The following is a 23,243-nucleotide window of genomic DNA, read 5'->3' on the forward strand; positions in this document are numbered from 1 at the left end:
GTGGCCGAAGCACCCGATCTGACGCGCGAGCAAACAGCCGCCCGCCTTTCCGGCCCCCCGGAACAGCGGGCGGCGTTCCTGCGCGAAATCGCCGACGCCGGCATCGCGGAAGCGCAGGCGCTGCTGGGCCAGTTGCTGCTCGACGGCAACGGCGTTGCGCAGGACGCGTCGGCCGCATTCGGGTGGTTCGAGCGCGCCGCGCGGCAGCATCACGCGATGGCGCTCAACATGGTAGGCCGCTGTTACGATCTTGGCTGGGGCGTGGCGGTGGACAAGACCCGGGCGGCGGAATGCTTCCGCGTCGCCGCCGCCCGGGGATTGCCCGAGGCGCAGTATAATTACGGGACGGCGCTGGCGCTGGGCGATGGCGTGCCGGAGGACAAGGCTGCGGCGCTGGCCCTGTTCGAGCGCGCGGCCGCGACGGGTTACGCCAAGGCGATCAACCATGTCGGCAGCTTTGCCGAGGATGGCTGGGCCGGACCGCGCGACATGGGCAAGGCGGCGGATTGCTACGCGCGGGCGGCAGAAGGCGGCGATTTCCGCGGCTGCTTCAACCACGCTCGGATGCTGGGCAACGCCGGTCGCGTGGGCGACGCGCTGCTTTGGCTCAAACGGGCGGGTGAACTCGGCAATGCGCGCTTTGTCAGCCAGGCGCTGGCGTGGCTTGCCGATAGTGAGATACCCGGTTTCGCCGACCGCGGTATCGCGGCGCTGAAAGAAGGTGCAGGATGCTGATCGCGATCCCCGACGTGCTCGATCCAGCGGCGGTGACGCGGCTGCGCGCGCTGATCGATGCGGCCGAATGGAGCGATGGCAACGCCACCTCCGGCCCGCAATCTGCGCTGGCCAAACGCAACCGGCAGTTGCCGGAGGACAGTGCCGCAGCACGCGAGGCGGGCAGTCTGGTGCTTGATGCGCTCGGCAATTCGCCGTTGTTCGTCGCGGCCGCGCTGCCGCTCAGGGTGTTTCCGCCGCTGTTCAACCGCTACGAAGGCGGGGACGCATTCGGCCTGCATGTCGACAATGCGATACGCATCCGGCGCGGCAGCGATTTTCGCATCCGCAGCGACCTTTCCGCCACGTTGTTTCTTTCCGACGCGGACAGTTATGATGGCGGCGAGCTGGTAATCGATGGACAGTTCGGCGAACAGCGCGTGAAATTGCCCGCGGGGCATATGGTGCTTTATCCCGCATCCAGTCTGCACCGCGTAACGCCAGTGACGCGTGGCGTGCGCGTCGCATCATTCTTCTGGATCCAGTCAATGGTTCGCGACGAAGGTGCCAGACGGATCCTGTTCGAGCTGGATCAATCCGTTCAGACGTTGGGGCACGAGCGCGGGCAAGCAGATGCCGAAGTGATCCACCTCACCGGGGTTTACCACAATCTTCTGCGTCGGTTGGCGGAGATGTAGGCCGCGCCGCGCGCGACAGACCTACGCCTGCTGGATATAGTCGCGCATCGCCGCCGCATCGGCCTCGATCTTCTCGATCCGGTGTTTCACCAGATCGCCGATCGAAACGATGCCGATGACACGGCCATCCTCGATCACCGGCAGATGGCGGATCCGCCGCCGCGTCATTAGCGAGAGCGCGGCGAGCACCGGCTCGGACGGGGTGACGGTGAGCGCCGGAGCTGTCATGGTTTCCGCGACGGGCCGATGAAGCGTCGCGGTGTCGCCAGCGCTCAGCCCGTGGATCACGTCTCGCTCGGAAAACACGCCGACCACCTTGCCACCATCGATCACCGGCACGGCGCCGATACGATGCTTAGCAAGCAGGGCGATCGCCTCCGCCACCGTTTGCGTGGGGCTGACATGGACCACATCCCGCCCCTTGTTGCCCAGGATCGCCGCGATCGTCATCGTCCCTCTCCGTTTCTGATTGGGGTAGCAGCGTCTCACTTTTCCCGGCTAATGGCAAAGGATGAACGACCATCACAGCGGCCTTTCCGATCCCGAATATGCGCGCTTCGCCTGGCGGCGCTTCCGGCGGATTCTGGGATGGGTCGGCGTGGTTGGGGTGGCCAGCGCACTCATGTCAGTGTGGGCGCTGGGCCGGATCTACGGCCCGCTCGGCTGGGTGGCGACGCTCGCGACGATCGGCGGCGTGGTCGGCACCGTCCTGATGGCGGGGGCGTTGATGGGGCTGACCTTCCTCAGCTCCGGGACCGGCCACGACGAGTCGATCGATGACCATCATCCGCACAGCGACTGAATTTCGCGGAAACCGGCTCGAAAAGAAAAAGCCGGCGTCTCCCTGGGAGCGCCGGCTGATCCTTTACCTGCAGTCTTGGTTCAGCCTGCGTTCGCTTCCACATCCGCGGTGCGCCGACGACGGGCACGCGGCTTTGGCGCCTCCACCGGCTCGCCCTCGCTGGCGATAACACCCTCGGCCGGGGCGACGCCGAGCGACGGCGGCAAACGATCGGCCTCGATCGCCTGCGCACCTTCGCTTTCGCTCGTCACGCGGCGCGGGCGGCCACGGCGGGGGCGTGGAGCCTCGACCTCGGCATCACCACGCTGCTCGGCGACAACGGGAGCCGGCTCGGTTCCCTCGGGCGCGCTTTCCGCGTCAGCGCGCAGCGCTTCCTCGTTACGGTTAAAGCCACGATCGCGGCCATTGCGCTCGTCGCGGCGACCCTCGCCACGGCGGCTGTCCTCCCGACGCGCATCATCGCGGCGCCCTTCCTCGGCGCGCTGCTGCTGATGGTGCTGCTGCTGCTGTTGCTGCTCGTCGCCGCGGAAATCGCCCTCGTCCCCGAAATCCTCGTCGATATCGAAATCGTCGCGCCCGCGACGATCGCGGTTCTGCTCCTCGAAACGACCGCGCTGATCCGCCAGAACGCGAAAATAGTGATCGGCGAACTGAAGATAATATTCGGTGTTGACGCGATCGCCAGAGAGCTGCGCGTCACGCGCCATGTTCTTGTATTTCTCTAGAAGCTGCGCTGCATTGCCACGCGCGCGGCTGTCGATCCGGTTGCCGCCGTCCCGCTGACCATGCCCGCCGCCACCGGGCGTACGCTGCCCGCCACCGCGACCCCGCCGGCGACCATTCTGACGATTGTTGATCAAATTACTGTCCTCGTCCTCGAACCCAAACCGGACCCATTTCCGAACGCACCCATCCCGGACTTCACGGTGCAACCTCCCCCGGCCCATGCCGGCGCGAACAAATCGCGGGCCTGGGCCTGCCACGGGCCACCGGACTGCAGCGGCTTATGACGAGGGATGGGCAACTTCCCCAATTTCAACTACTTGAGTTGATCTGGTGCGCCCCTGCTGGCCTCTTAGCCGTTCGCGGGGCTTTCTCAAAGCAAAATGTTGGTTGCGCATTCGCCGGTTTCAAGGCGTGATGACAAGGCAACGGTCGTGACCGGCCAGATCGCGGCGCAGCGCGACCCGCAACCCGGCGTCGCGGAATAGCGGCGCGGCGCTTTCGGCCTGGTCATGCCCGATCTCGATACAGGCGACGCCGCCGGTCGCGATCTGGCCTGCGAGGTACGGCGCGATGAGGCGATAATCGTCGAGACCGTCCTCACCAGCAAACAGTGCGGACGCCGGCTCGAAGGCCGCGACCTCGCGTGGCAGCGGCGTATCCGTGGCGATATAGGGCGGGTTGCACAGGATCAGGTCAAACGGCTCGCCCGTCCCGTTCCATCCGCCCTCCGCAATGCACGCGCGGCCCGGCGCGACACGGGCGGCATTCGCGCGGGCGATGGCGAGCGCAGCGGGTGACGCATCCAGCCCGATGCCGCTGGCGTCCGGCCACTGATCGAGCGCGGCGAGCAGCAGCGCGCCGGAGCCGGTGCCGAGATCGAGCACCCGTCGCGGCCCGGGGGTGCCGGCGAAATGCGCCACCGCCGCCTCGATCAGCGTCTCGCTGTCGGCACGCGGGATGAGCACGCCCGGCGCGACGTCAAGCTCGATCGTCCAGAACGCGCGCGTTCGGGTGATATAGGCGATCGGCTCGTGCCGTGCGCGCCGTTCCACTAGGTCGGCAAAGGCTGGCGGGACGGGCCAGTCGGCCAGCGTCAGCAGCAGCCGTTCGCGCGTGATCCCCAGCGCATGGGCAAGCAGCAGCTCGGCATCAAGACGCGCGGTGGCGGAGAAGGCGAAGCGTGCGGCCGCCACCGCGAGCGCGCCGCTGGCCGGCGAGCGTGACACCTCAGGCAGCGTCGAGCGTCGCCAGCCGCTCCGCCTCATCTTCCGCGATCAGTGCGCCGACCAGCTCACCCATCTCGCCCGCTAGGATTTCGGGCAGGCGATGCAGCGTCAGGTTGATGCGATGATCGGTCACACGGCCCTGCGGGAAATTATAGGTGCGGATACGCTCGGAGCGATCGCCGGACCCGACCATCGATTTGCGCGCGCCCGCCCGCTCGGCATGAAGCCGTTCGCGTTCAAGCTCATACAATCGCGTGCGCAACACCTTGAGCGCCTTGGCCTTGTTCTTGTGCTGCGATTTCTCGTCCTGCTGGATTACCGTCAGCCCGGTGGGAATATGGACGATGCGCACCGCCGAATCGGTCGTGTTGACCGACTGGCCGCCGGGGCCCGACGAGCGATAGATATCGATGCGCAGATCCTTGTCGTCGATCTGCACGTCCACCTCTTCCGCCTCGGGCAGCACCGCGACGGTGGCGGCCGAGGTGTGGATGCGGCCGCCGCTTTCGGTGACGGGCACGCGCTGAACGCGGTGGACGCCGCTTTCGAATTTGAGCTTGGCGAACACGCCCTGCCCCGTGACGGAAGCGACGACTTCCTTGAACCCGCCGACCTCGCTTTCTGACGCAGAGATCAGCTCGACCCGCCAGCCCTGCGTCTCCGCATAGCGCTGGTACATGCGGAACAGATCGCCCGCGAACAGCGCCGCCTCATCACCGCCGGTGCCGGCGCGCACCTCCAGCATCGCGGAACGCTCGTCGGCGGCGTCGCGCGGGAGGAGCGCGAGCGCGAGCCTGCGGTCCGCCTGTTCGAGCGCCGCCTTGTTCTCTCGCAGTTCGTCCTCGGCCATCGAGCGCAGCTCGGCATCGGCGTCCTCGGTCATGAACGAGAGGCTTTCCGCCTCCTGCCGCAGCCGCCGCACCTCCGCCGCCGCAACCGCGACCGGCTCAAGCTCGGCATATTCCTTCGATACCGCGACGAAGCGTTCGCCGGAAAGATCGCCGGTCGCCATCATCGCCGCGAGTTCATCCCGCCGCGCCTCGATCTGCCGGATGCGTTCGAGCGAGATGGTGGTCATGCGTTCGCAAGCTCACCCAGGCGATGTATAAGTGGATCGATTATTGATCGCACCTTGTTCGCATCGACCGCATCGGGCTGCAAAATGCGTTGCCCGACATGCTCGCGCTGAAGGGAAACGACGTAAGAGGGGTTGGCTTTGAGCGCCTTGTCGTAGCGCTTCTTCGGGCTGCCTGAGGCAAACATTTCGGAAGATATTCCGGCCGCGCGAAGCGCCGCGACAAATGCGAACGATGCCGTTTCCAATTCCCTTGCTTCGGCGACGATTGCGACCGCGAGCGGCTCCGCCGCCGGCTCCTCGATCAGCATCGCCAGCCGCTCGACGCCCGCCGCCCAGCCGACACCCGCCGTCGCCGGGCCGCCGAGGCTCTCCACCAGCCCGTCATAGCGCCCGCCGGCCAGCACCGTGCCCTGCGCGCCGAGCCGGTCGGTGACGAACTCGAACGCGGTGTGACGGTAATAATCCAGTCCGCGCACCAGTCGCTCGTTGCGCGTCCACTTCACGCCGGCCGCGTCCAGCCCGCTGGTCACACTTTCGAAGAACACGCCCGCCTCGGCGGTCATGAACTCGTCGATCCCCGGCGCGGCCTCGGCGATTGCGCGGTCGCGCGGATCCTTGCTGTCGAGGATGCGGAGCGGGTTCTTGTCGAGCCGCGTCAGGCTGTCCTCGCTCAAATCGCCGCGATGAAGCCCGAAATGCGCGACCAGCGCATCGCGCCACGCATCGCGGGTCGCCGCGTCGCCGAGCGTGTTGAGCTGGAGCGTCACGCCGTCGGCGATGCCGAGGTCGCGGAGCAGCTGGTCGGCGAGGCACAGCAATTCCACGTCCGCCGCCGGCTCCGGCGCGCCGAGAATCTCCGCGTCGATCTGGTGGAACTGGCGGTAGCGCCCCTTTTGCGGGCGCTCGTAGCGGAACACCGCGCCGGAGGTGGCAAGCTTGAGCGGCGCGAACTGTTGCCACCCCTCGGTGATATAGGCGCGTGCGATCCCGGCGGTGAACTCCGGCCGCAGCGTCAGCGAATCGCCGCCCTTGTCGGGAAAGGTGTACATCTCCTTGGAGACGACGTCGGTGGTCTCGCCGATCGAGCGGGCGAAAACCTGCGTGTCCTCGAACACCGGCAGGTCGACGCGACCGAAGCAATAGAGCCTGCGGACGCGATCGAACTTGTCGAGCACATGGGCGAAGCGGCGCTGTTCGGCGCCGAAAATGTCCTGCGTGCCGCGGACGCGATTTGGGGTCTGGATACGGGCCATGATGAAGCGCGGCTATCTATGCGAGGATGCGCGCCGACGCTAGGGTTTGCCGCGCCGGGAGAGAGACGGGAGAGCAGATGACGCAAAGCGTTCAACGCTGGCAGGTGGGGCGGCACGTCGCGCCGCTGCGTTTTATAGCCTTCATGGCGATCATGGCGGCGGTGGGTGTCGGTTCCGGCATGGTCTGGGGCTTCGCCTGGGGACGGGCGCTGATGATCGGCTTCGATGCAGGCGCGGCGTTCTTCCTGGTCTCGCTGTGGCCGCTGCTGGGGGACGAGACGAGCGACGTGCGGGCGCGAGCCAAAGCGAACGACGCCAATCGCGCCGGGCTGCGCGCCATCACCGGGCTGGTGATGATCGTGATTCTGGTCGTGGTGGCCAACGAGCTGCGGGGGCCGCCGTCGGGACGCTCGATCGTGCTGCTCGTGGCCACGCTGGCGCTTGCGTGGCTGTTCTCCAACGTCGTCTATGCGCTGCATTACGCGCACCTTTATTATAGCGACAACGCCGGCAAGGATTCGGGCGGGCTCGATTTCCCCGAATGCGACGAGCCGAATTACTGGGATTTCATCTATTTCAGCTTCACGCTGGGGATGACGTTCCAAACCTCTGACGTGGACATGACAACGCGGCGGATGCGGCGCGTGTCGATCGGCCAGTGCCTGGCGGCGTTCGTGTTCAACATCGGGGTGCTGGCGTTCACCATCAACGTGCTGGGCAGCAGCGGCGGGCATTGAGCGGCTGGACGGGAACGTGCGCAGGCAGTTAGCGTGACCGTTCGTGTATGTGTTGTTGTGAAAGTTTGCTTGATGCTTCGTGCCATTGCCGCCGTGCTTCTGTTGTCCACCGCCCCGATCGCTGCGACCGCCCAGGTTCCCGCAGGTAACTCCGCGCCGCAGCCAACGCCGTTTACCGACACGATTCCTCAACCACGCGATGAGGCCTATCCGGGCACGATGGTGATCAATGTCGACGCGACCGATACGGTGCGCGGCATCCTGCGCGTGAAGCAGGCGATCCCCGTCGCGAGCGCGGGCCATATGGCGTTGCTCTATCCCAAGTGGCTGCCAGGTGCGCATTCTCCGCGCGGGGAGATCGAGAAGCTCGCCGGCCTCGTCATCCGCGCCAACGGCAAGCAGGTGCCGTGGACGCGCGATCCGGTCGATGTGTTCGCGTTCCACATCGACGTGCCGGCTGGCGCGAAGCAGCTCGATGTGGAATTTCAGTTCCTTTCCGCCACGCGCGCCGATCAGGGGCGCATCGTTGTGACCCCGACGATGATTAGCCTGCAACCAAATCAGGTGAGCCTCTACCCGGCGGGGTATTTCACGCGGCGCATCCCCGTGCGGATGAACGTTGCCTGGCCGGCGGGCTGGACGGCGGCGGGCGCGCTGCGCGGCAAGGCGACAGGCATCGCCAACACCTGGGCCTATCAGCAGACCAATTACGAAATCCTCGTCGATTCGCCGATGCTCGCCGGTCGCTATGGCCGCGTGATCCCGCTCAGCGATCGTGTGTCATTAAACGTTTTCGCCGACGATCCGGCGGAACTGGTGGCGACACCGGCACAGATTGACGCCCACAAAAGGCTGGTCGATCAGGCGGTGAAGACCTTCGGCGCGCAGCACTACGACCATTATGATTTTCTGCTTTCGATCACCGACAGGCTCGGCGGGATCGGGCTGGAGCATCATCGCAGCTCCGAAAACGGCGTGACCCCCGGCTATTTCACGAAGTGGGAGGAGGGACCGGGCCGTCGCAATCTGCTGCCACACGAGTTCACGCATAGCTGGAACGGCAAGTTCCGGCGTGGCGCCGATCTGTGGACCCCCGATTTCCGCGCGCCGATGCGCGGTTCGCTGCTGTGGGTGTACGAGGGGCAGACGCAATTCTGGGGTTTCGTGCTCCAGGCGCGGTCGGGCCTGGTTTCGAAGCAGGATACGCTCGATCAGTATGCCGCGATCATGGCGAATTACGATTCGCAGCCCGCGCGGCACTGGCGCGATCTGGTCGACACCACCAACGATCCCGTCATCGCCCAGCGCAAGCCCAAGGGCTGGACGAGCTGGCAGCGCAGCGAGGACTATTACAACGAGGGCCTGCTCGTCTGGATGGATGTCGATTCGCTGCTGCGCGAGAAATCGGGCGGCAGGAAATCGATCGACGATTTCGCGCGCGCCTTTTTCGGGGTGCGCGACGGCGACTGGGGCGAGCTTACCTATACGATCGACGATGTGGCGCAGACGCTCAATGCGATCCAGCCGTGGGACTGGAAAGCCTATCTGAACAAGCGGCTAACCGAGCACGCCGCCGGCGCGCCGATCGAGGGGTTCGAGCGCAATGGCTATCGCCTGATCTACACCGATACCGCGCCGCCATCGTTCCGCAACGGCGAGAAGACCCGCAAGATTACCGATCTCACCTATTCGGGCGGGATGATAATCGGCGAGGGTGGCGTAGTGAGCGGCGTTACGTGGGACAGCCCCGCATTCGCCGCCGGGCTGAAGGTCGGCACCACGATCACCGCGATCAACGGCGAGAGCTATTCAGCCGAACGGTTGAAGGCCGCGATCGCGGCGGCGAAGGATACGAAAGCCCCGGTGGCGCTGCTCATCAGAAATGCCGAAGAATATCGCACGGTATCGCTCGACTGGCACGGCGGGCTGCGCTACCGCGCCTCCAAAAGATCGGCACCGGAGAGAATGGCCTCGACAGGCTGCTGGCGCCGCGCTGACGCGCGGATACCGGCGTCTCTCCGTTCGAGCGAAGTGAAGGATACCATGCGCATCGACCTTATCCCCGTGGGCAAGAACCCACCCGAGGAACTCAACGTCGTCATCGAGGTGCCCACCGGCGGTGAGCCCGTGAAATACGAGTTTGACAAGGAATCCGGCGCGCTGTTCGTCGATCGGATCCTGCACACACCGATGCGCTATCCGGCGAACTACGGCTTCGTGCCACATACGCTGTCGCCCGATGGCGATCCGCTCGACGCACTCGTCATCGCACGCTCGCCATTCATTCCCGGTTGCGTCGTGCGCGTGCGCCCGATCGGCGTGCTCAATCTCGAGGACGAGCATGGCGGTGACGAGAAGCTGATCTGCGTGCCGGTCGACACGACCTTCCCTTATTATTCCGACGTCGGCGAGCGTCAGGATCTGCCCTCGATCGTGCTGCAGCAGATCGAGCATTTCTTCACCCACTATAAAGATCTCGAATCCGAAAAGTGGGTGCGCGTCGGCAATTGGGGCGATGCCGCCGAGGCACGGCAGATCGTGGTCGAGGCGATCGAGCGCGCCAAGCAGGCCAAGGCGGCCTGACCGCATTTCTTTAGAAGCGGGGATCGCGCCGCCCGTTCCGCACCGGGGCGGGCGGCGTTTCCCTAGTTGCGCATGCGTGGCGCGCGCCGCCCGGCCGCGATTGCGGGGGCGGCCCATTTCTGCATCGCTTCGGCGTCATCGTAAACTTCGTCGGGGGCGCGGCGATAGTTGATCATCGCGATGGTGCCATCCCGTTCATAGGCGAAGCGCGCGCAGCCGGCGCCATCCCAGAAGGCGTCGCTTGCGGCATCAGCCTTGAACCATAGCGCGTCGTCGCGGTCGACAATCGCGAACACGGCGCCATCCAGATAGAGCGTCACGCCGCCCATCATCCGCCGGCGAGAAAGCGTGCCAAGTGGCTCCAGCGCCTCGGCTATCCAGGTGATCAGGCCGGTATCGATCGTCACGCTGTCGCCTTAAGCCCGGCGATACAGGCGACCACCCCGAAGATCAGCAGACCCCGGATCGCCGTCAGCGGCTCACCGTAGAGCGTTACGCCCACCACCACCGTGCCGAGCGCGCCGATCCCGGTCCACACGGCGTAGGCGGTGCCCATCGGGATCGAGCGCGCGGCAAGTTCCAGCAGACCCATAGAAAGCGTGACGGAGGCCAGAAAAGCGAGCGTCCATGGCAGATTGCGGAAGCCATCGGCATTGCGCAGGCAGGTGGTGAAGCCGACTTCAAAAAGCCCTCCCAAAATCAGCCATGCCCACGCCATCACGCCCGTCCCGCCAGGCGGACGAGTGCGTCACCGGTGACGCGCTGGACGGTCCATTCCTCCATGCCGGTCGCACCCATCGAGCGATAGAAATCGATCGCCGGCGTGTTCCAGTCGAGCACCGACCATTCGAACCGCGCGCAGCCGCGATCGAGCGCCAGGCCCGCGAGGTGAACGAGCAACGCCCTGCCCGCGCCGGATCCGCGCGCGGCCGGCGTAACATAGAGATCCTCGAGGTAGATTCCGCGCTTGCCCGTCCAGGTGGAGAAATTGTGGAAGAACAGGGCAAAACCGATCGGCTCGCCTCGCTGCTCCGCGATCAGCGCCTCGGCCGCGGGGGGCGTGGCAAAAAGCGCGGCGGCGAGCATCTCCTCGCTCGCCTCGACGGCGTCCGGCTCGCGCTCATATTCCGCCAGTTCGCGTACGAAGCGCAGGATGATGCCGCAATCTGTCGGCGTGGCGGGGCGAATGACAATGCTCATGCCGCACCCTCTATCGCAGCCTGTGCGATATCGCGACGGCGCGCGCCATAAAGACAGGCGGCGACGATGATCGCCGCGCCGGCGAGCGTGTGGAGCGAAAGCTGCTCCCCGAACACGATATAGCCGAGCGTCGCGGCATAGAGGAAAGACGTATATTCGGAGGTCGCGAGATAGCCCGCCTCGCCATGCGCATAGGCCCAGCCCAGCAGGAACAGCGAGCTGGTCGCCAGCAACCCGCCGACGGCGATCTTCCACCATTGCCCCGCCTCCGGCACCGCGAGCAGCCAAGGCGCGCCAAGCGCGAGGAACAGCGTGACGAGCGCGGATTGGAAAAAGGCGATCTCGGATGGTCCGGCCGCCTGGCTCTGCACCCGGGCGACCACCAGATTTACCGCGTAGAGCAGCGCCGAGGCCAGCACCGCGATCGTCCCTTCCATCCCCTGCCGGCCCAGCGCGAGGCTCGATTGCCCCGCGAGCACCACAAGCACCCCTGCGAATGCCGCAACGGAAGCGGCGATCACCCGCCGCCCGACCCGCTCCTGCAGGAACAGGGCGCCGAACAGCAGCGCCAGCAACGGCGCAATATATGCCAGCGTGATCGCCTGCGCCATCGGAATGCGCGCGAGGCCCCAGAAGAACAGCAGCGCCATCGCCGCCGTTATCGCCCCACGCACCATATGCAGACGCATCCCGCGCCGGCTGGGTCGCGGGGCGCCCCCCGCAATCCAGCCCGCCAGCCCGAACGCGGTGGACGCACCTGTGCGCCAGATCAGCGCGTTATAAACGCCGAGCGCAAGCGTCAGCGATTTCATGAACGCGTCCATGATCGAGAACAGGCCGATCCCCGCCGCCGCGACGGCGAAGGCCAGCGCGGGGGAAAGCGGCCGATTCATCCATCTCGCTTAGCCGGGTGTGCGCCAGCGCGCTACTTGAGGCGCATCTCATTGTTGCTGATCGATACGCTGCCGATCTGGCGCAGATAGGATTGGCCGAGCAGCGATACCCGCAGGTCCGGCAGCACCACCGCCCGCACCGCGCCCACGGCTTTTCCGTCCAGCTCGATCCGATCGAGCGTCACCGGCTGTCCACGCACTTCGCCGCCCGCGCCATAACCAACCGGCACGAACTGCGACGGGTCGACGCTGACATGCGCACGCCGCGCATCTTCCGCCGTCAGCGCGACCGTTGTCGCGCCGGTGTCGACCACGAAGCGGACCGGTTCGTTGTTGACAGTGGCGAAGGCGTAGAAATGGCCGCTGTCGTCGCGCTGGATCACCGTTTCGCGCGGCCGCTGGTAATTGGGCGCAGCGCCGGACGAGGCGACTGCCGCGATATCCACTTTCGCCCGCGCAGTGCCGCCGGGCCGCGCGCCGGGCAGCGCGAGGCCGATCACCGTACCGGCAGCGATCATCAGGAGCATCGCGGTGCGCATCGGCATGCCCTACCGCGCCGCGCTTAGGGAATGGTTACGCCGCCGCCTTTTCGTTCGCCGCGTCGATTTCGGCCGCCTTGGCTTCGACCAGCTTGACGATGTGCTCGATCATGTCGGCATCCTGCACATGGTGATCGGTGACGCCGGACAGATACACCATGTGCTTGCCGTTGCCGCCGCCGGTGATGCCGATATCGGTCTCGCGCGCCTCGCCCGGCCCGTTGACGACGCACCCGAGCACGGAGAGCGACATCGGCGTGCGGATATGCTGGAGCCGCTCCTCCAGCGCCTGCACGGTGCGGATCACGTCGAACCCCTGCCGCGCGCAACTCGGACAACTCACCACGCGCACGCCCCGGTTGCGGATACCAAGGCTCTTCAGAATCTCGAAGCCGACGCGCACTTCTTCTTCCGGCTCAGCCGAGAGCGATACGCGGATCGTGTCGCCGATACCGTACCAAAGGAGCGAGCCGATCCCGATCGCGGATTTGACCGTGCCGCCCACGAAGCCGCCTGCCTCGGTGATGCCCAGATGCAGAGGGCAATCCACCGCCTCGGCAAGCTGCTGGTAGGCGGCGACCGCGAGAAAGATATCGGATGCCTTCACCGCAACCTTGAACTCGTGGAAGTCGCGATCCTGGAGCAGCTTGATATGATCGAGCGCGCTTTCGACCAGCGCCTCCGGGCAAGGTTCACCGTATTTTTCCAGCAGGTCTTTCTCGAGGCTGCCCGCGTTCACGCCGATACGGATCGCGCAGCCATTCGCCTTGGCGGCGTTGACCACTTCATTGACACGTTCCGCCGAGCCGATGTTGCCGGGGTTGATGCGCAGGCACGCCGCGCCGGCATCCGCCGCCTCCAGCGCGCGCTTGTAGTGAAAATGGATGTCGGCGACGATCGGCACGCGTGCGGCGCGAACGATCTGCCGGAAGGCGGCGGTGCTCTCGACATCGGGGCAGCTCACGCGGATGATATCCACCCCGGCGTCCTCGCAGCGGCGGATCTGGTCGATCGTCGCGCGCGCGTCGCTGGTCGGGGTGTTGGTCATCGTCTGAACGGTGACGGGGGCATCCCCACCGACCGGCACATTGCCGACCATGATCTGGCGGCTCTTGCGGCGGTGGATATCGCGCCAGGGGCGAACGGACATGGACAAGCTTCCTATCGGGGTTCACCGCGATATAGCGGCTTGGGACGCGGAGTGAAACGCCACGTTACCGAAAAGGAGCAGGATCGATGACGCTTTCCCTTTATGATGCGACCATTCCGTCGAACATTCAGATTCTCGCCGCGCTGGAGGGCCTGATCGTCAAGGCGGAGACGTTCTGCGCCGAACAGGGGATCGCCCCGTCCGATCTGATCGGTGCGCGGCTCGCGCCGGACATGCTGCCGTTCGGCTATCAGGTGAAGGCTGCCGTCGAACATGCGCTTGGATCAATCGAGGGCGTCCGCGCGGGGAGCTATTCGCCCAACCTGGATGCGTGGCCCACCGATTTTGCGGGGCTGCGCGCCAAGCTGCAGCAGGCGATCGCCACGTTGAAGGCGCTCGTCCCGGCCGAGATCGATGCTCTGGGCGATCGCGACACCGAATTCCGTTTCGGCGAGACGGCGATGCCGTTTACGGGCGCATCCTTCCTGCTCAGTTTTTCGCAGCCTAATTTCTATTTCCACGCTTCGATCGCCTATGCGATCCTGCGCGCCAAAGGCGTTCAGATCGGCAAGCGCGATTTCATGGGGATGCCGCGCTTCAAGCGTTGAGGCTCCGCCGGGCGGCCTGGCGCGATCGGGCGTCACGCCGCCGTATGCGATTGTTATGGCCGGGTTTGCGCCTTACAGCCGATCGGATGGCGCGACATTACGGGATGGACTGGCTGCGGATCGGCGCATTCGGGCTGCTCATCCTCTATCATATCGGCATGGTCTTCGTGCCGTGGAACTTCCACGTGAAGTCCACCAACGGCGAGGACTGGACGACGCTGCCGATGATGGCGACCAACGCGTGGCGTCTGCCGCTGCTGTTCGTCGTTTCGGGCTATGCCAGCCGCGCGTTGATCCGGCGGTCGGCCGGACTGGTGCCGTTCATCGCCAATCGCAGCTGGCGGCTGCTCGTGCCGCTCGCATTCGGCATCGCGGTGATCGTGCCGCCGCAGCCGTGGGTCGAGCTGGTGACCAAGCTGGGATACGCCCATGGCTTTCCCTATTTCTGGCTGCACGATTATTTCCGCTTCGGGAAGCTTGGCGGAATCCTGCTGCCGACATGGAACCATCTGTGGTTCATCGGCTATCTGTGGGTCTATACGCTTGCGCTCGCGCTGCTGGTGGCGCTGGTGCGCAGCGATGCGCCGCAACGCTGGTTCGACCGGGTATTCGGCGGCTGGGGCGTGATCGTGATCCCGACGGCGTGGGCGCTGGCCGTTCACGCATGGTGGTTCCCGATGGTCGGCGAGACGCACATGCTGATCGACGATACGATGGCGCATTTCATGTACGTGCCTGATTTCCTGTTCGGCTTCGGGCTGGCCCGCTCGGTCGCGGCGATGGCTGCGCTGCGGCGGCTGTGGCCGGTCGCGGCAGTGATCGCGCTGGCGGCATTCGGCACGGTGCTGGCGATCGAATATACCTGGCCGCCTTCGGTGCGGACGCCCCGCTGGGTGCTGCGTCCCTATGGCGCGGTGCATGCGTTGCAGCAATGGGGCGCGATCGCCGCACTGCTCGGTGTCGCGGATCGCTGGTGGAACCATGACACGCCCGCGCGCAGGATCCTGACGGAAGCGGTATTCCCCTTCTATATCATTCACCAGACGATCATCGTGCTCGTGATGTTCTGGCTGTTGCCGCTGCGTCTTTCCGGCCCGGCCGAATTCGCGATCCTGGTCGCCGCGACGGTAACGGGGTGCTGGGCCTTTTACCTCGGCGGCCGGGCAGTTCCGCTCATCCGCCCGCTGATCGGGCTGCGGCTCAGAGGATAGCGACATGGCCGAGCCGAAGATGCATCCGACATGGCTGGAGCCGCTGCGTGCCGAATTCGCCAGCGATTATATGGCAGCGCTGCGTGACTTTCTCCGTGCGGAGAAGGCGGCGGGCAAGCAGATCTTCCCCCATTCCGCCGACTGGTTCCGCGCGCTGGTGCTGACTGCGCTGCCCGACGTGCGGGTGGTGATCTTGGGGCAAGACCCCTATCACGGGCCGGGACAGGCCCATGGACTGTGCTTTTCCGTGCCGCCCGGGGTTCGTCCGCCGCCGAGCCTCGTCAACATCTACAAGGAGCTGGAAGCCGATTGCGGCATCGCGCGGCCGGCGCACGGATTCCTCGAAAGCTGGGCGCGGCAGGGCGTGCTGCTGCTCAACAGCGTGCTGACCGTGGTGAGCGGGCAGGCCGCCGCGCACCGCGACCGCGGCTGGGAAAAGTTCACCGACGCGATCATCCGTCTGCTCGCCGCGCGGCCGGAGCCGATCGTGTTCATGCTGTGGGGCAGCTACGCCCAGAAGAAGGCGGGGTTCGTGCGGGGCGTGGAGCAGGGCGGGCACCATCTCGTGTTGAAGGCGCCGCATCCTTCGCCGCTTTCCGCGCACAGTGGATGGTTCGGCAGCGGGCATTTCAGCAAGGCGAACGCGTTCCTTGACGGCAACGGGCGGGGAACGATCGATTGGGCCTTGCCGTCGGCCGCCGAATAGCCAGAGGCGCGCCTTCGCGGTGGCAACGCGCCGCCACCGCCCCTGCCCGTCAGACCCGCATCGGCATCAGCACATACAGCGAGGGCGATTTGTCATTCTCGCGTATCAGCGTCGGCGCGGCGGCATCGGCAAGGTGGACTTCCACGACGTCGCCATCGATCTGCCCCAGGATATCGAGCAGGTAGCGGCTGTTGAAACCGATCTCGAACGGCGCGGACACATATTCGCCCGGCACCTCCTCCGCCGCCGTGCCGTTCTCCGGGCTGGTGACGGAGAGCGTCACCTTGTCGCGATCAAGCCCGACCTTCACCGCCCGCGTCTTTTCCGTGGCGATGGTGGAGACGCGATCGACACCTTCCATGAAGCTTTTCGGGTCGATCTTGAGGATCTTGTCGTTGCCGGTCGGGATCACGCGCGAATAATCGGGAAACGTGCCGTCGATCAGCTTCGATGTGAGCACCGCCTGGCCGAGATCGAAGCGAATTTTCGTGCCGGACAGCGATACGCCGACCGATCCGTCGACCTCATCGAGCAGCTTGCGCAGCTCGGCGACGCATTTGCGCGGCACGATCACGTCGGGCATGCCCTCCGCGCCTTCCGGGCGGGGAATGGTTACGCGCGCCAGGCGGTGGCCGTCGGTCGCCGCCGCCTTCAACACCGGCTGCGCGCCCTCATCGGCGACGTGCAGGAATATGCCGTTGAGATAGTAACGCGTCTCCTCGGTGGAGATGGCGAAGCGCGTCTTGTCGATGATCTGCTTCAGCGCCTCGGCGGGCATCTCGAACTGGGTCGGCAGCTCGCCCTCGGCGATCACCGGAAAATCGTCGCGCGGCAGCGTGCCGAGCGAGAAGCGCGCCCGCCCGGCCACGATCGCCATCCGGCCGTCGGCGGCGGAAAGCGACACCTGCGCCCCCTCCGGCAGCTTGCGTGCGATATCGAACAATGTGTGCGCGGAAACCGTGGTCGCGCCCGGCTGATCCACCGCCGCCGGCACGCTTTCGTTGATCTGGAGATCGAGATCCGTTGCCATCAGCCGCAGCGCCCCCTCCGCCGTCGCCTCGATCAGGACATTGGACAGGATCGGGATGGTATTCCGGCGCTCCACCACGGATTGCACATGGCTAAGCCCCTTGAGGAGCGTCGCGCGTTCGATCGTCGCCTTCATTCTGTCATCCCCCAGCCCTGCGGCAAAGGCCGGGGCAGTTAGCGCGCCACCCTAGCCAATGAAAAAGGGCCGGAGCAAGCGCCCCGACCCTTCTTTTCGTCAGATCGCGAAGCTGCGCTCAGAAGCGCATGCCCACGCCCGCCATGATCTGATGGCGATCGAGGTTCGGATCATAATTGTCGACGCCGTCGATGTGGCCATAATGCGAGTAGCGATACTCGCCCTTGATGTAGGCGGTCGGCGTCACGTTATATTCCACGCCCGCGCCAAGACGATAGCCGCCGAGGTTCTGGCTGTCCTCGAACGTCGTCGCGGTGCCGTCGAAATAGCGCGCGTTGAAGCGGGCATTGGTGTAGCCCGCCTTGGCATAGATCATCGCACGCGGTGAGACGACGTAGCCGAGGCGACCACCGACATAGAGGTCGCGGCCCGCCTTCAGGCGCGCGGCGTCGCCGGTGTTGACGATGTCATAGAAGTGTGCCTTGGTCGTCGAACCGTCGATCTCGCCTTCGATGCCGAGGATCGTGCTGCCACCCAGGTTCGCGTCATAGCCGATCGCGCCGCCATAGGTGAGGCCATCACGCCCGCTGCCGTTGCCGTCATGGGCGTTCAGATGATCCCATCCGGCCAGCACCTCGACACGCGGACCCGAAAACGGTGCCTGACTCTGCGCCAGCGCCGGGGTGGCGAGGGCGGCGCCCATCGCGGCGGCGGCAGTGGCGATAACGAGCTTACGCATAACAAACTCCATTCGATAACCGTCCCCTGAAACTGGGGGCGCGGAGCCTATCTGGGCGTTCTCGCAGCACTTTGCATGAACCTCAGATAAACGCGGAAATCCGTTGTTTTTCGGCCACAGGGGGTTGAAATCGCGGGGTGCGGCTCCGATCGCCCACGTCAAGAATAAGTCGTTGCGCGGGCATGCCGTAGCGGTCCAAAGGTCACCTCATGACCACCTCGGCACCCGCCCGCCTCGGCCGTGATTTCATCGCACGGCATGGCGAAACCGTGTTCAACGCCGCGCGCCGGCTGCAGGGCGATGCGCCCCACACCCCGCTCACCCGCGCCGGCTTCGCGCAGGCGGAGGAAATGGGGCTGGCGCTGCGCGACCTGCTCGGGCCGCGGCCGCCGCTCACCCTGTGGGCATCGAACGCGGGCCGAGCGCTGCAGACGCTGGCGATCGTGGCGGAGCATCTCGAGCTCGACTGGCACGAGGCGAACGTCGATCCCCGATTGGCCGAGATCGGCATGGGAAGCTGGGGCGGCCGCTATTACGCCGACGTCATCGGCGAAGTCGGGCCGGTGATCGACGCGGAGGGCCTGTTGCGCCCCGCACCGGACGGCGAGGATTACCCCTCGATCGCCCGACGCGTTTCCGGATGGCTTGCCGACACCGCGCGCGATCCCGGCGACCGGCTGGTCATCATGCACGGCATCTCCAGCCGCGTGATGCGGGGGGTGATGACCGGAACGCCGGTTGGACGTTACGGTTCGCCAGTTCTGCCCGGCCATCCGCAGGGGACCGTCACTCTGATCGAAGGTGGGCGCGAATCGGTCGCGCATCTCGGCACGGGCCACGCCCCGGCATGATCGCGGCCGCGCTCCTGTTGCTGGCCGGAGCGGCCGAGGGGCGCGCAACCATCGGCGTCTATCAAAGCTGGGGCGCGTTTCGCGATGCCGCACCCGCGCGCTGCTTCGCGATCGCCGCGCCGATGCGCGCCGGCGCCGCCTCACGCTGGCGACCGTTCGCCAGCGTGGTCAGTCGTTTCGGCACGGAACGGCGCGGCGCACTGTTCGTCCGCCTGAGCGCCGCGGCCCGCCCCGGCGCGACCGTGACGCTGGCGGTGGGGGACCGCCGCTTCAATCTTTCCGCGCGCGATTCCGCCGCCTGGTCTCCCGACGCGGCCACCGATCGTGCCGTGATCGCCGCGATGCGCGGCGGACGAAGCATGAGCGTGTCGACGATAGCCGCGAGCGGTCGCCCCTTCGCCGATACCTATGGCCTGTCCGGCGCCGCCACCGCGATCGACGCCGCCGCGCTGGGCTGCGCCGGGCGCTGAATCGTTGCTTCTGGAAAAACCGCGCGACTTCGCCTATGTGCGCGGTCATGCAGACAGCGCCGGCAGCCCTCATGCCCATTCCGGGGCACATCGATCCCGTGCCCGTGGCGCGCGCCCTTGCGCCGCGCAGCGACGGGCGCATCGACCTGCTCGGGTTGTCGAAAGACGATCTGCGCATGGCGCTCGAGACATCGCAGCTTGAGCCGAAACAGGCCAAGCTGCGCGCCAAGCAGCTCTGGCACTGGATCTACAATCGTGGCGTCACCGATTTCGATCTGATGACCGATATCTCGAAGACCTTGCGCCCGTGGCTCGCCCAGCGCTTCGTCATCAGTCGGCCGCAGGTGATCGAGGCACAGGTCTCCACCGACGGCACGCGCAAATGGCTGCTCCGGTCGGACGACGGGCAGGATTACGAAATGGTGTTCATCCCCGATGCCGATCGGGGCACGCTGTGCGTATCCAGCCAGGTCGGCTGCACGCTCAACTGCCGCTTCTGCCATACCGGCACGATGCGCCTCGTCCGCAATCTCACCGCTGCCGAGATCGTCGGGCAGGTGATGCTCGCGCGCGATTCGCTCGGTGAATGGCCGAGCCAGCCCGAGGGGCGGATGCTCACCAACATCGTGATGATGGGCATGGGCGAGCCGCTGTATAATTTCGACAGCGTGCGCGATGCGCTCAAGCTCGTCATGGACGGCGATGGCCTGGCGCTCTCGAAGCGGCGGATCACGCTCTCCACCTCGGGCGTGGTGCCGATGATGGCGCGCGCGGGCGAGGAGATCGGGGTAAACCTCGCCGTATCGCTCCACGCCGTCACCAAGGAGGTGCGCGACGAGATCGTGCCGCTGAACCGCAAATACGGCATCGAGGAACTGCTGCAGGCATGCGCCGACTATCCCGGCGCGAACAACGCGCGGCGCATCACGTTCGAATATGTGATGCTGAAGGACAAGAACGATTCGGACGATGACGCGCGCGAACTGGTGCGGTTGATCCGCCATTATCGCCTGCCCGCGAAGGTGAACCTTATCCCGTTCAACCCATGGCCCGGCGCGCCCTATGAATGCTCCACGCCCGAGCGGATCAAGGCGTTCTCGACGCTGATCTTCGAAGCCGGCATCTCCGCGCCCACCCGCACGCCGCGCGGGCGCGATATCGATGCCGCGTGTGGGCAGCTCAAGACCGCGTCCGAGCGCAAGACGCGCGCGGAGCTGGACCGGCTCGCGGAGGAGAAGCTGGCCGCTCTGGGGTGAGGCTGAGGGAATTTTGACCGCTTTCGCGCAGTTGCCGACACTGCTTGGGCGTGAGAATAGTTGAGCGATGGTCGAACTCATCTATTTGGCTCCCGGTGAACAAATGCCGCTACTGTCCGAGCGAGAGACTTGGATCGTCGTTGAGGCAAGCGATGACGGGCAGTTCTTTGGCACCGGCTATGGCAAGAAAGCGGGTGGAGAGGACGCGTTCTACATATCCCTGGCGGAGAACGACGTGAGCCTGGAGGTGGCGATAGCCGCCGCGACGAGGTGGGCAGAGCAGCGGGGTGTGTCGCGCATTTGGGTTCAGACAACGGCTGACTAGCTAATGGCAGCTTCCCAACAATCCCCGCCCCTCACCTCCGCGACCAGCGCGCCCAGATCGCTGTCGGCAGCACCAGCCCGCGCGATTCCTCGCGCACGCCGAGTTCGCCCGCCTCCACCTTCCCCGGCAGGTCCGCGAACGCCTGTCGCAGCATCTCGCCGATCGCCAGCGCGGACATGCGGACGGCGTACACCGTCAGGAAAAGATAGCGTGAATCGCCATCGAGCAACCGGCGGCAATCGGCGATCAGCGCGGGCAGGTTCTCCTCCAGCCGCCACACCTCGCCGGTCGGCCCGCGACCGTATTTGGGCGGATCTAGCAGGATGCCGTCATAGCGCCGCCCGCGCCGCACCTCGCGCGCGACGAACTTCGCCGCATCGTCGATCATCCAGCGCACCGGCGCGTCCGCCAGCCCGGAAAGCACGGCATTGCCGCGCGCCGCTTCCACCGATTTCTTCGAGGCATCGACATGCACCATCCGCGCGCCGATCGCGGAGAGCGCCAGCGTGCCCACACCGGTATAGCCAAACAGGTTGAGGCATTCCGGCTCGCTTCGGCCGGCGAGCTGCTCGCGCATCCACCCCCACACCGGCGCCATATCGGGAAAGAAGCCGAGGTGGCGGAAGGGCGTGGTCTGTGCGGTGAAACGCACCTCGCGCCACGACAAGGGCCACCCCTCGTGCGGCACCGGCTCGGCGAAGTGCCACTGGCCGCCGCCATCCTCGTCGCTGCCGGGCACGAATTCGCCATGCGCCCGCCAGTCCGCCTTTGCCGGCGCCCACAATGCCTGCGGTTCCGGGCGGATGAACCGAAAGCGGCCATAGCGCTCCAGCTTTCGGCCATGGCCCGAATCGATCAGGCCATAATCCGCCCATGGGTCGCCGATGAGAGTGTCAAGGATCACGCCGCCCTCACCTGCGCGGAGAGGCCAGCCCGGCGATATAGCCGCTCACCGCCTCGAACGTCGCATCGAGCGTGACATAGCGCTCTTCGCGGTCGAACAGGTCTCCGACGCGCGCAGGAAGCGTGGGGCGAACGCCCGTCGCGCGTTCCACCGCGTCGCGGAATTTCGCCGGATGCGCGGTAGCCAGCGTCACTACCGGCGCCTCCCCGGCTTGGCGGCGCGCCGCGGCGAGGCCGATCGCGCTGTGCGGATCGATCACCTGCCCGGCGCGCTCGAACGCCCAGCGCATCGCCAGCGACATGTCATCGATATCGACCCGCTCGCTCGCGAACAGCGCCGCCGCGCCCTCCTGTTGCGCGTTGCTCAGCCGCATCGCGCGCGTCGCCTCGAACCCGCGCATCTGTTCTGCCAGCGCGTTGCCGTCCCGCCCGCCGAGATCGAACAGCAAGCGCTCGAAATTCGAGGAAACCTGGATGTCCATCGAGGGTGTCGGCGTCGGCACGACCGTGCGGCACGAATAATCGCCGCTCGCCAGCGCGCGCGCGAGGATGTCGTTGACGTTGGTGGCCACGATCAGCTTCGCCACCGGCAAGCCCATCTTCACGGCGACATAGCCTGCGAACACGTCGCCGAAATTGCCGGTCGGCACGCTGAACGAGATCGCTCGCTCCGGCGCGCCGAGCCGTACGGCGGCGTAGAAATAATAGACCACCTGCGCCATCAGCCGCGCCCAGTTGATCGAATTGACTGCCGACAGGCTGAACCGCCCGGAAAAACCCGGATCGTTGAACATCGCCTTCACCAGCGCCTGCGCGGAATCGAAATCGCCGCGAATCGCAATATTGTGGACGTTTGGCGCGCCGACCGTGGTCATCTGGCGGCGCTGCACGTCGCTCACCCGGCCTTCCGGATGAAGCATGAAGATATCGACGCCCGCGCGCCCCGCCACCGCGTCGATCGCGGCGGAGCCGGTGTCTCCCGAGGTCGCGCCCACGATGGTGAGGTGGCGATCGCTGCCGGCAAGAAATTTTTCGAACAGAAGGCCGAGCAATTGGAGCGCGACATCCTTGAACGCCAGCGTCGGGCCGTGGAACAGTTCCAGCAGCCATCGATCATGATCGAGCTGGACGAGCGGCGTGACGGCGGCATGATCGAACCTGCCGTAAGCCGTGCTGCACAGCGACTTGAGTTCGTCGTTCGTCAGGCTGTCTCCCACGAACGGCGCCATCACCGCCACCGCCGTATCGACATAGGAAAGGCCCGCCAGTCCGGCGATCGCGTCCCGGCTCAGCGTCGGCCAGCGTTCCGGGAGATACAGGCCGCCATCGGCAGCGAGGCCCGCAAGCGTGACGTCGCGGAAATCCAGAGCCGGCGCGGCCCCGCGGGTGGAAATATAGCGCATGAACGAC

General features: G+C 66.0%; 27 protein-coding genes and 1 pseudogene. 13 read left to right on the top strand and 15 right to left on the bottom strand.

Annotated elements, in window-relative coordinates; all coding sequences use genetic code 11:
- Positions 1-735, top strand: coding sequence for a tetratricopeptide repeat protein (locus ACM61V_RS01730; RefSeq protein WP_137785369.1), 735 nt, complete (start codon positions 1-3; stop codon positions 733-735).
- Entirely contained in the window at positions 729-1,412 is a 684-nt protein-coding gene (locus tag ACM61V_RS01735; RefSeq protein WP_419713766.1) for a Fe2+-dependent dioxygenase, read from the top strand. Before ACM61V_RS01730 ends, ACM61V_RS01735 begins: the two co-directional genes overlap by 7 nt.
- Positions 1,413-1,433: 21 nt before the next feature.
- On the opposite strand, the gene ACM61V_RS01740 is transcribed toward ACM61V_RS01735, so the two are convergent.
- Positions 1,434-1,862 carry a CBS domain-containing protein gene (locus ACM61V_RS01740; RefSeq protein WP_137785371.1) on the bottom strand — a complete coding sequence of 143 codons (429 nt, stop codon included), beginning with the start codon at positions 1,860-1,862 and terminating at the stop codon, positions 1,434-1,436.
- A 61-nt stretch (positions 1,863-1,923) separates the two neighbouring features.
- On the opposite strand from ACM61V_RS01740, the gene ACM61V_RS01745 reads away from it, so the two are divergent.
- Positions 1,924-2,214, top strand: coding sequence for a hypothetical protein (locus ACM61V_RS01745; protein WP_137785372.1), 291 nt, complete (start codon positions 1,924-1,926; stop codon positions 2,212-2,214).
- A gap of 80 nt (positions 2,215-2,294) precedes the next feature.
- On the opposite strand, the gene ACM61V_RS01750 is transcribed toward ACM61V_RS01745, so the two are convergent.
- From ACM61V_RS01750 to hisS, 4 genes are all read right to left on the bottom strand, one after another.
- Complete coding sequence (locus ACM61V_RS01750) at positions 2,295-3,074, bottom strand: DUF4167 domain-containing protein (protein ID WP_419713767.1); 780 nt, start codon at positions 3,072-3,074, stop codon at positions 2,295-2,297.
- Between the two features lie 270 nt (positions 3,075-3,344).
- Positions 3,345-4,205, bottom strand: coding sequence for a peptide chain release factor N(5)-glutamine methyltransferase (prmC, locus tag ACM61V_RS01755; RefSeq protein WP_137785374.1), 861 nt, complete (start codon positions 4,203-4,205; stop codon positions 3,345-3,347).
- Positions 4,168-5,244 carry a peptide chain release factor 1 gene (gene prfA, locus ACM61V_RS01760; RefSeq protein WP_137785375.1) on the bottom strand — a complete coding sequence of 359 codons (1,077 nt, stop codon included), beginning with the start codon at positions 5,242-5,244 and terminating at the stop codon, positions 4,168-4,170. Before prfA ends, prmC begins: the two co-directional genes overlap by 38 nt.
- The gene (gene hisS / locus ACM61V_RS01765) at positions 5,241-6,497 is read right to left on the bottom strand and encodes a histidine--tRNA ligase (RefSeq protein ID WP_137785376.1); all 1,257 of its coding nucleotides are present in this window, start codon (positions 6,495-6,497) and stop codon (positions 5,241-5,243) included. The genes prfA and hisS overlap by 4 nt, the downstream gene beginning before the upstream one ends.
- A 77-nt stretch (positions 6,498-6,574) precedes the next feature.
- On the opposite strand from hisS, the gene ACM61V_RS01770 reads away from it, so the two are divergent.
- The 3 genes and pseudogenes from ACM61V_RS01770 to ppa all read left to right on the top strand — a co-directional run bounded on the left by ACM61V_RS01770 (position 6,575) and on the right by ppa (position 9,817).
- Entirely contained in the window at positions 6,575-7,234 is a 660-nt protein-coding gene (locus tag ACM61V_RS01770) for a DUF1345 domain-containing protein (RefSeq protein ID WP_419713768.1), read from the top strand.
- 72 nt (positions 7,235-7,306) lie between these two features.
- Positions 7,307-9,231 (top strand): annotated as a pseudogene (locus ACM61V_RS01775) (M61 family metallopeptidase).
- A gap of 46 nt (positions 9,232-9,277) precedes the next feature.
- Complete coding sequence (gene ppa, locus ACM61V_RS01780) at positions 9,278-9,817, top strand: inorganic diphosphatase (protein WP_137785379.1); 540 nt, start codon at positions 9,278-9,280, stop codon at positions 9,815-9,817.
- A 62-nt stretch (positions 9,818-9,879) separates the two neighbouring features.
- Here the strand turns inward: ppa and ACM61V_RS01785 are convergent, their stop codons facing one another.
- From ACM61V_RS01785 to ispG, 6 genes are read right to left on the bottom strand one after another with little or no spacing between them, the layout of a single operon-like run.
- Positions 9,880-10,224 (bottom strand): TfoX/Sxy family protein, encoded by a 345-nt coding sequence (locus ACM61V_RS01785; protein WP_137785380.1) that lies wholly within the window; start codon positions 10,222-10,224, stop codon positions 9,880-9,882.
- A complete protein-coding gene (locus tag ACM61V_RS01790; RefSeq protein WP_137785561.1) occupies positions 10,221-10,535 on the bottom strand; it encodes a DMT family transporter in 315 nt (104 codons plus the stop codon). The genes ACM61V_RS01785 and ACM61V_RS01790 overlap by 4 nt, the downstream gene beginning before the upstream one ends.
- Positions 10,535-11,017: a GNAT family N-acetyltransferase gene (locus ACM61V_RS01795; RefSeq protein ID WP_137785381.1), complete on the bottom strand. Its 483-nt coding sequence runs from the start codon at positions 11,015-11,017 to the stop codon at positions 10,535-10,537. The genes ACM61V_RS01790 and ACM61V_RS01795 overlap by 1 nt, the downstream gene beginning before the upstream one ends.
- Positions 11,014-11,910 carry a DMT family transporter gene (locus ACM61V_RS01800; RefSeq protein ID WP_137785382.1) on the bottom strand — a complete coding sequence of 299 codons (897 nt, stop codon included), beginning with the start codon at positions 11,908-11,910 and terminating at the stop codon, positions 11,014-11,016. The genes ACM61V_RS01795 and ACM61V_RS01800 overlap by 4 nt, the downstream gene beginning before the upstream one ends.
- A 32-nt stretch (positions 11,911-11,942) precedes the next feature.
- Positions 11,943-12,455 (bottom strand): retropepsin-like aspartic protease family protein, encoded by a 513-nt coding sequence (locus tag ACM61V_RS01805; protein ID WP_419713769.1) that lies wholly within the window; start codon positions 12,453-12,455, stop codon positions 11,943-11,945.
- Between the two features lie 28 nt (positions 12,456-12,483).
- Positions 12,484-13,599, bottom strand: coding sequence for a flavodoxin-dependent (E)-4-hydroxy-3-methylbut-2-enyl-diphosphate synthase (gene ispG, locus ACM61V_RS01810; protein ID WP_137785384.1), 1,116 nt, complete (start codon positions 13,597-13,599; stop codon positions 12,484-12,486).
- Positions 13,600-13,685: 86 nt separating this feature from the next.
- Between ispG and ACM61V_RS01815 the strand changes: the two genes are divergently transcribed.
- The 3 genes from ACM61V_RS01815 to ung all read left to right on the top strand — a co-directional run bounded on the left by ACM61V_RS01815 (position 13,686) and on the right by ung (position 16,124).
- Positions 13,686-14,207: a DUF1993 domain-containing protein gene (locus ACM61V_RS01815; protein ID WP_137785385.1), complete on the top strand. Its 522-nt coding sequence runs from the start codon at positions 13,686-13,688 to the stop codon at positions 14,205-14,207.
- 86 nt (positions 14,208-14,293) lie between these two features.
- Positions 14,294-15,418 (top strand): acyltransferase family protein, encoded by a 1,125-nt coding sequence (locus tag ACM61V_RS01820; protein ID WP_137785386.1) that lies wholly within the window; start codon positions 14,294-14,296, stop codon positions 15,416-15,418.
- A gap of 4 nt (positions 15,419-15,422) precedes the next feature.
- The gene (gene ung / locus ACM61V_RS01825; RefSeq protein ID WP_137785387.1) at positions 15,423-16,124 is read left to right on the top strand and encodes a uracil-DNA glycosylase; all 702 of its coding nucleotides are present in this window, start codon (positions 15,423-15,425) and stop codon (positions 16,122-16,124) included.
- A gap of 49 nt (positions 16,125-16,173) precedes the next feature.
- Here the strand turns inward: ung and dnaN are convergent, their stop codons facing one another.
- Together dnaN and ACM61V_RS01835 are read right to left on the bottom strand one after the other, a co-directional pair.
- Positions 16,174-17,289: a DNA polymerase III subunit beta gene (gene dnaN, locus ACM61V_RS01830; RefSeq protein WP_137785388.1), complete on the bottom strand. Its 1,116-nt coding sequence runs from the start codon at positions 17,287-17,289 to the stop codon at positions 16,174-16,176.
- 118 nt (positions 17,290-17,407) lie between these two features.
- Entirely contained in the window at positions 17,408-18,028 is a 621-nt protein-coding gene (locus ACM61V_RS01835) for an outer membrane protein (protein WP_419713770.1), read from the bottom strand.
- A 209-nt stretch (positions 18,029-18,237) separates the two neighbouring features.
- On the opposite strand from ACM61V_RS01835, the gene ACM61V_RS01840 reads away from it, so the two are divergent.
- The 4 genes from ACM61V_RS01840 (at position 18,238) to ACM61V_RS01855 (ending at position 20,930) form a co-directional block, all read left to right on the top strand.
- Positions 18,238-18,879, top strand: coding sequence for a histidine phosphatase family protein (locus ACM61V_RS01840; RefSeq protein WP_137785390.1), 642 nt, complete (start codon positions 18,238-18,240; stop codon positions 18,877-18,879).
- The gene (locus ACM61V_RS01845) at positions 18,876-19,349 is read left to right on the top strand and encodes a hypothetical protein (RefSeq protein WP_137785391.1); all 474 of its coding nucleotides are present in this window, start codon (positions 18,876-18,878) and stop codon (positions 19,347-19,349) included. Before ACM61V_RS01840 ends, ACM61V_RS01845 begins: the two co-directional genes overlap by 4 nt.
- A gap of 47 nt (positions 19,350-19,396) precedes the next feature.
- Positions 19,397-20,605 (top strand): 23S rRNA (adenine(2503)-C(2))-methyltransferase RlmN, encoded by a 1,209-nt coding sequence (gene rlmN, locus ACM61V_RS01850; RefSeq protein WP_419713771.1) that lies wholly within the window; start codon positions 19,397-19,399, stop codon positions 20,603-20,605.
- A gap of 67 nt (positions 20,606-20,672) precedes the next feature.
- Positions 20,673-20,930, top strand: coding sequence for a hypothetical protein (locus ACM61V_RS01855; protein WP_137785393.1), 258 nt, complete (start codon positions 20,673-20,675; stop codon positions 20,928-20,930).
- 31 nt (positions 20,931-20,961) lie between these two features.
- Here ACM61V_RS01855 and ACM61V_RS01860 read toward each other — a convergent pair whose 3' ends face one another.
- Together ACM61V_RS01860 and thrC are read right to left on the bottom strand one after the other, a co-directional pair.
- Positions 20,962-21,834, bottom strand: a complete 873-nt coding sequence (locus ACM61V_RS01860; RefSeq protein WP_137785394.1) for a class I SAM-dependent methyltransferase — start codon at positions 21,832-21,834, stop codon at positions 20,962-20,964.
- Positions 21,835-21,841: 7 nt separating this feature from the next.
- Entirely contained in the window at positions 21,842-23,236 is a 1,395-nt protein-coding gene (gene thrC / locus ACM61V_RS01865) for a threonine synthase (protein ID WP_137785395.1), read from the bottom strand.
- Positions 23,237-23,243 lie beyond the last annotated feature (7 nt).

Origin of the sequence: Sphingomonas sp. TX0543 (assembly GCF_048565505.1) — a bacterium.
GTDB lineage: Bacteria > Pseudomonadota > Alphaproteobacteria > Sphingomonadales > Sphingomonadaceae > Sphingomonas.

Bases quoted from the DNA above. Each gene is read 5' to 3' on its own strand.
- ACM61V_RS01770 (WP_419713768.1), top strand. From the start codon at position 6,575: ATGACGCAAAGCGTTCAACGCTGGCAGGTGGGGCGGCACGTCGCGCCG.
- ACM61V_RS01840 (WP_137785390.1), top strand. From the start codon at position 18,238: ATGACCACCTCGGCACCCGCCCGCCTCGGCCGTGATTTCATCGCACGG.
- ACM61V_RS01745 (WP_137785372.1), top strand. From the start codon at position 1,924: ATGAACGACCATCACAGCGGCCTTTCCGATCCCGAATATGCGCGCTTC.
- hisS (WP_137785376.1), bottom strand. From the start codon at position 6,497: ATGGCCCGTATCCAGACCCCAAATCGCGTCCGCGGCACGCAGGACATT.
- rlmN (WP_419713771.1), top strand. From the start codon at position 19,397: ATGCAGACAGCGCCGGCAGCCCTCATGCCCATTCCGGGGCACATCGAT.
- ACM61V_RS01790 (WP_137785561.1), bottom strand. From the start codon at position 10,535: ATGGCGTGGGCATGGCTGATTTTGGGAGGGCTTTTTGAAGTCGGCTTC.
- ACM61V_RS01740 (WP_137785371.1), bottom strand. From the start codon at position 1,862: ATGACGATCGCGGCGATCCTGGGCAACAAGGGGCGGGATGTGGTCCAT.
- ACM61V_RS01820 (WP_137785386.1), top strand. From the start codon at position 14,294: ATGGCGCGACATTACGGGATGGACTGGCTGCGGATCGGCGCATTCGGG.
- ACM61V_RS01815 (WP_137785385.1), top strand. From the start codon at position 13,686: ATGACGCTTTCCCTTTATGATGCGACCATTCCGTCGAACATTCAGATT.
- prmC (WP_137785374.1), bottom strand. From the start codon at position 4,205: ATGAGGCGGAGCGGCTGGCGACGCTCGACGCTGCCTGAGGTGTCACGC.
- ACM61V_RS01805 (WP_419713769.1), bottom strand. From the start codon at position 12,455: ATGCCGATGCGCACCGCGATGCTCCTGATGATCGCTGCCGGTACGGTG.
- ppa (WP_137785379.1), top strand. From the start codon at position 9,278: ATGCGCATCGACCTTATCCCCGTGGGCAAGAACCCACCCGAGGAACTC.
- ACM61V_RS01855 (WP_137785393.1), top strand. From the start codon at position 20,673: ATGGTCGAACTCATCTATTTGGCTCCCGGTGAACAAATGCCGCTACTG.
- dnaN (WP_137785388.1), bottom strand. From the start codon at position 17,289: ATGAAGGCGACGATCGAACGCGCGACGCTCCTCAAGGGGCTTAGCCAT.
- prfA (WP_137785375.1), bottom strand. From the start codon at position 5,244: ATGACCACCATCTCGCTCGAACGCATCCGGCAGATCGAGGCGCGGCGG.
- ispG (WP_137785384.1), bottom strand. From the start codon at position 13,599: ATGTCCGTTCGCCCCTGGCGCGATATCCACCGCCGCAAGAGCCGCCAG.
- ACM61V_RS01800 (WP_137785382.1), bottom strand. From the start codon at position 11,910: ATGAATCGGCCGCTTTCCCCCGCGCTGGCCTTCGCCGTCGCGGCGGCG.
- ACM61V_RS01835 (WP_419713770.1), bottom strand. From the start codon at position 18,028: ATGCGTAAGCTCGTTATCGCCACTGCCGCCGCCGCGATGGGCGCCGCC.
- ACM61V_RS01795 (WP_137785381.1), bottom strand. From the start codon at position 11,017: ATGAGCATTGTCATTCGCCCCGCCACGCCGACAGATTGCGGCATCATC.
- ACM61V_RS01735 (WP_419713766.1), top strand. From the start codon at position 729: ATGCTGATCGCGATCCCCGACGTGCTCGATCCAGCGGCGGTGACGCGG.
- ACM61V_RS01845 (WP_137785391.1), top strand. From the start codon at position 18,876: ATGATCGCGGCCGCGCTCCTGTTGCTGGCCGGAGCGGCCGAGGGGCGC.
- thrC (WP_137785395.1), bottom strand. From the start codon at position 23,236: ATGCGCTATATTTCCACCCGCGGGGCCGCGCCGGCTCTGGATTTCCGC.
- ung (WP_137785387.1), top strand. From the start codon at position 15,423: ATGGCCGAGCCGAAGATGCATCCGACATGGCTGGAGCCGCTGCGTGCC.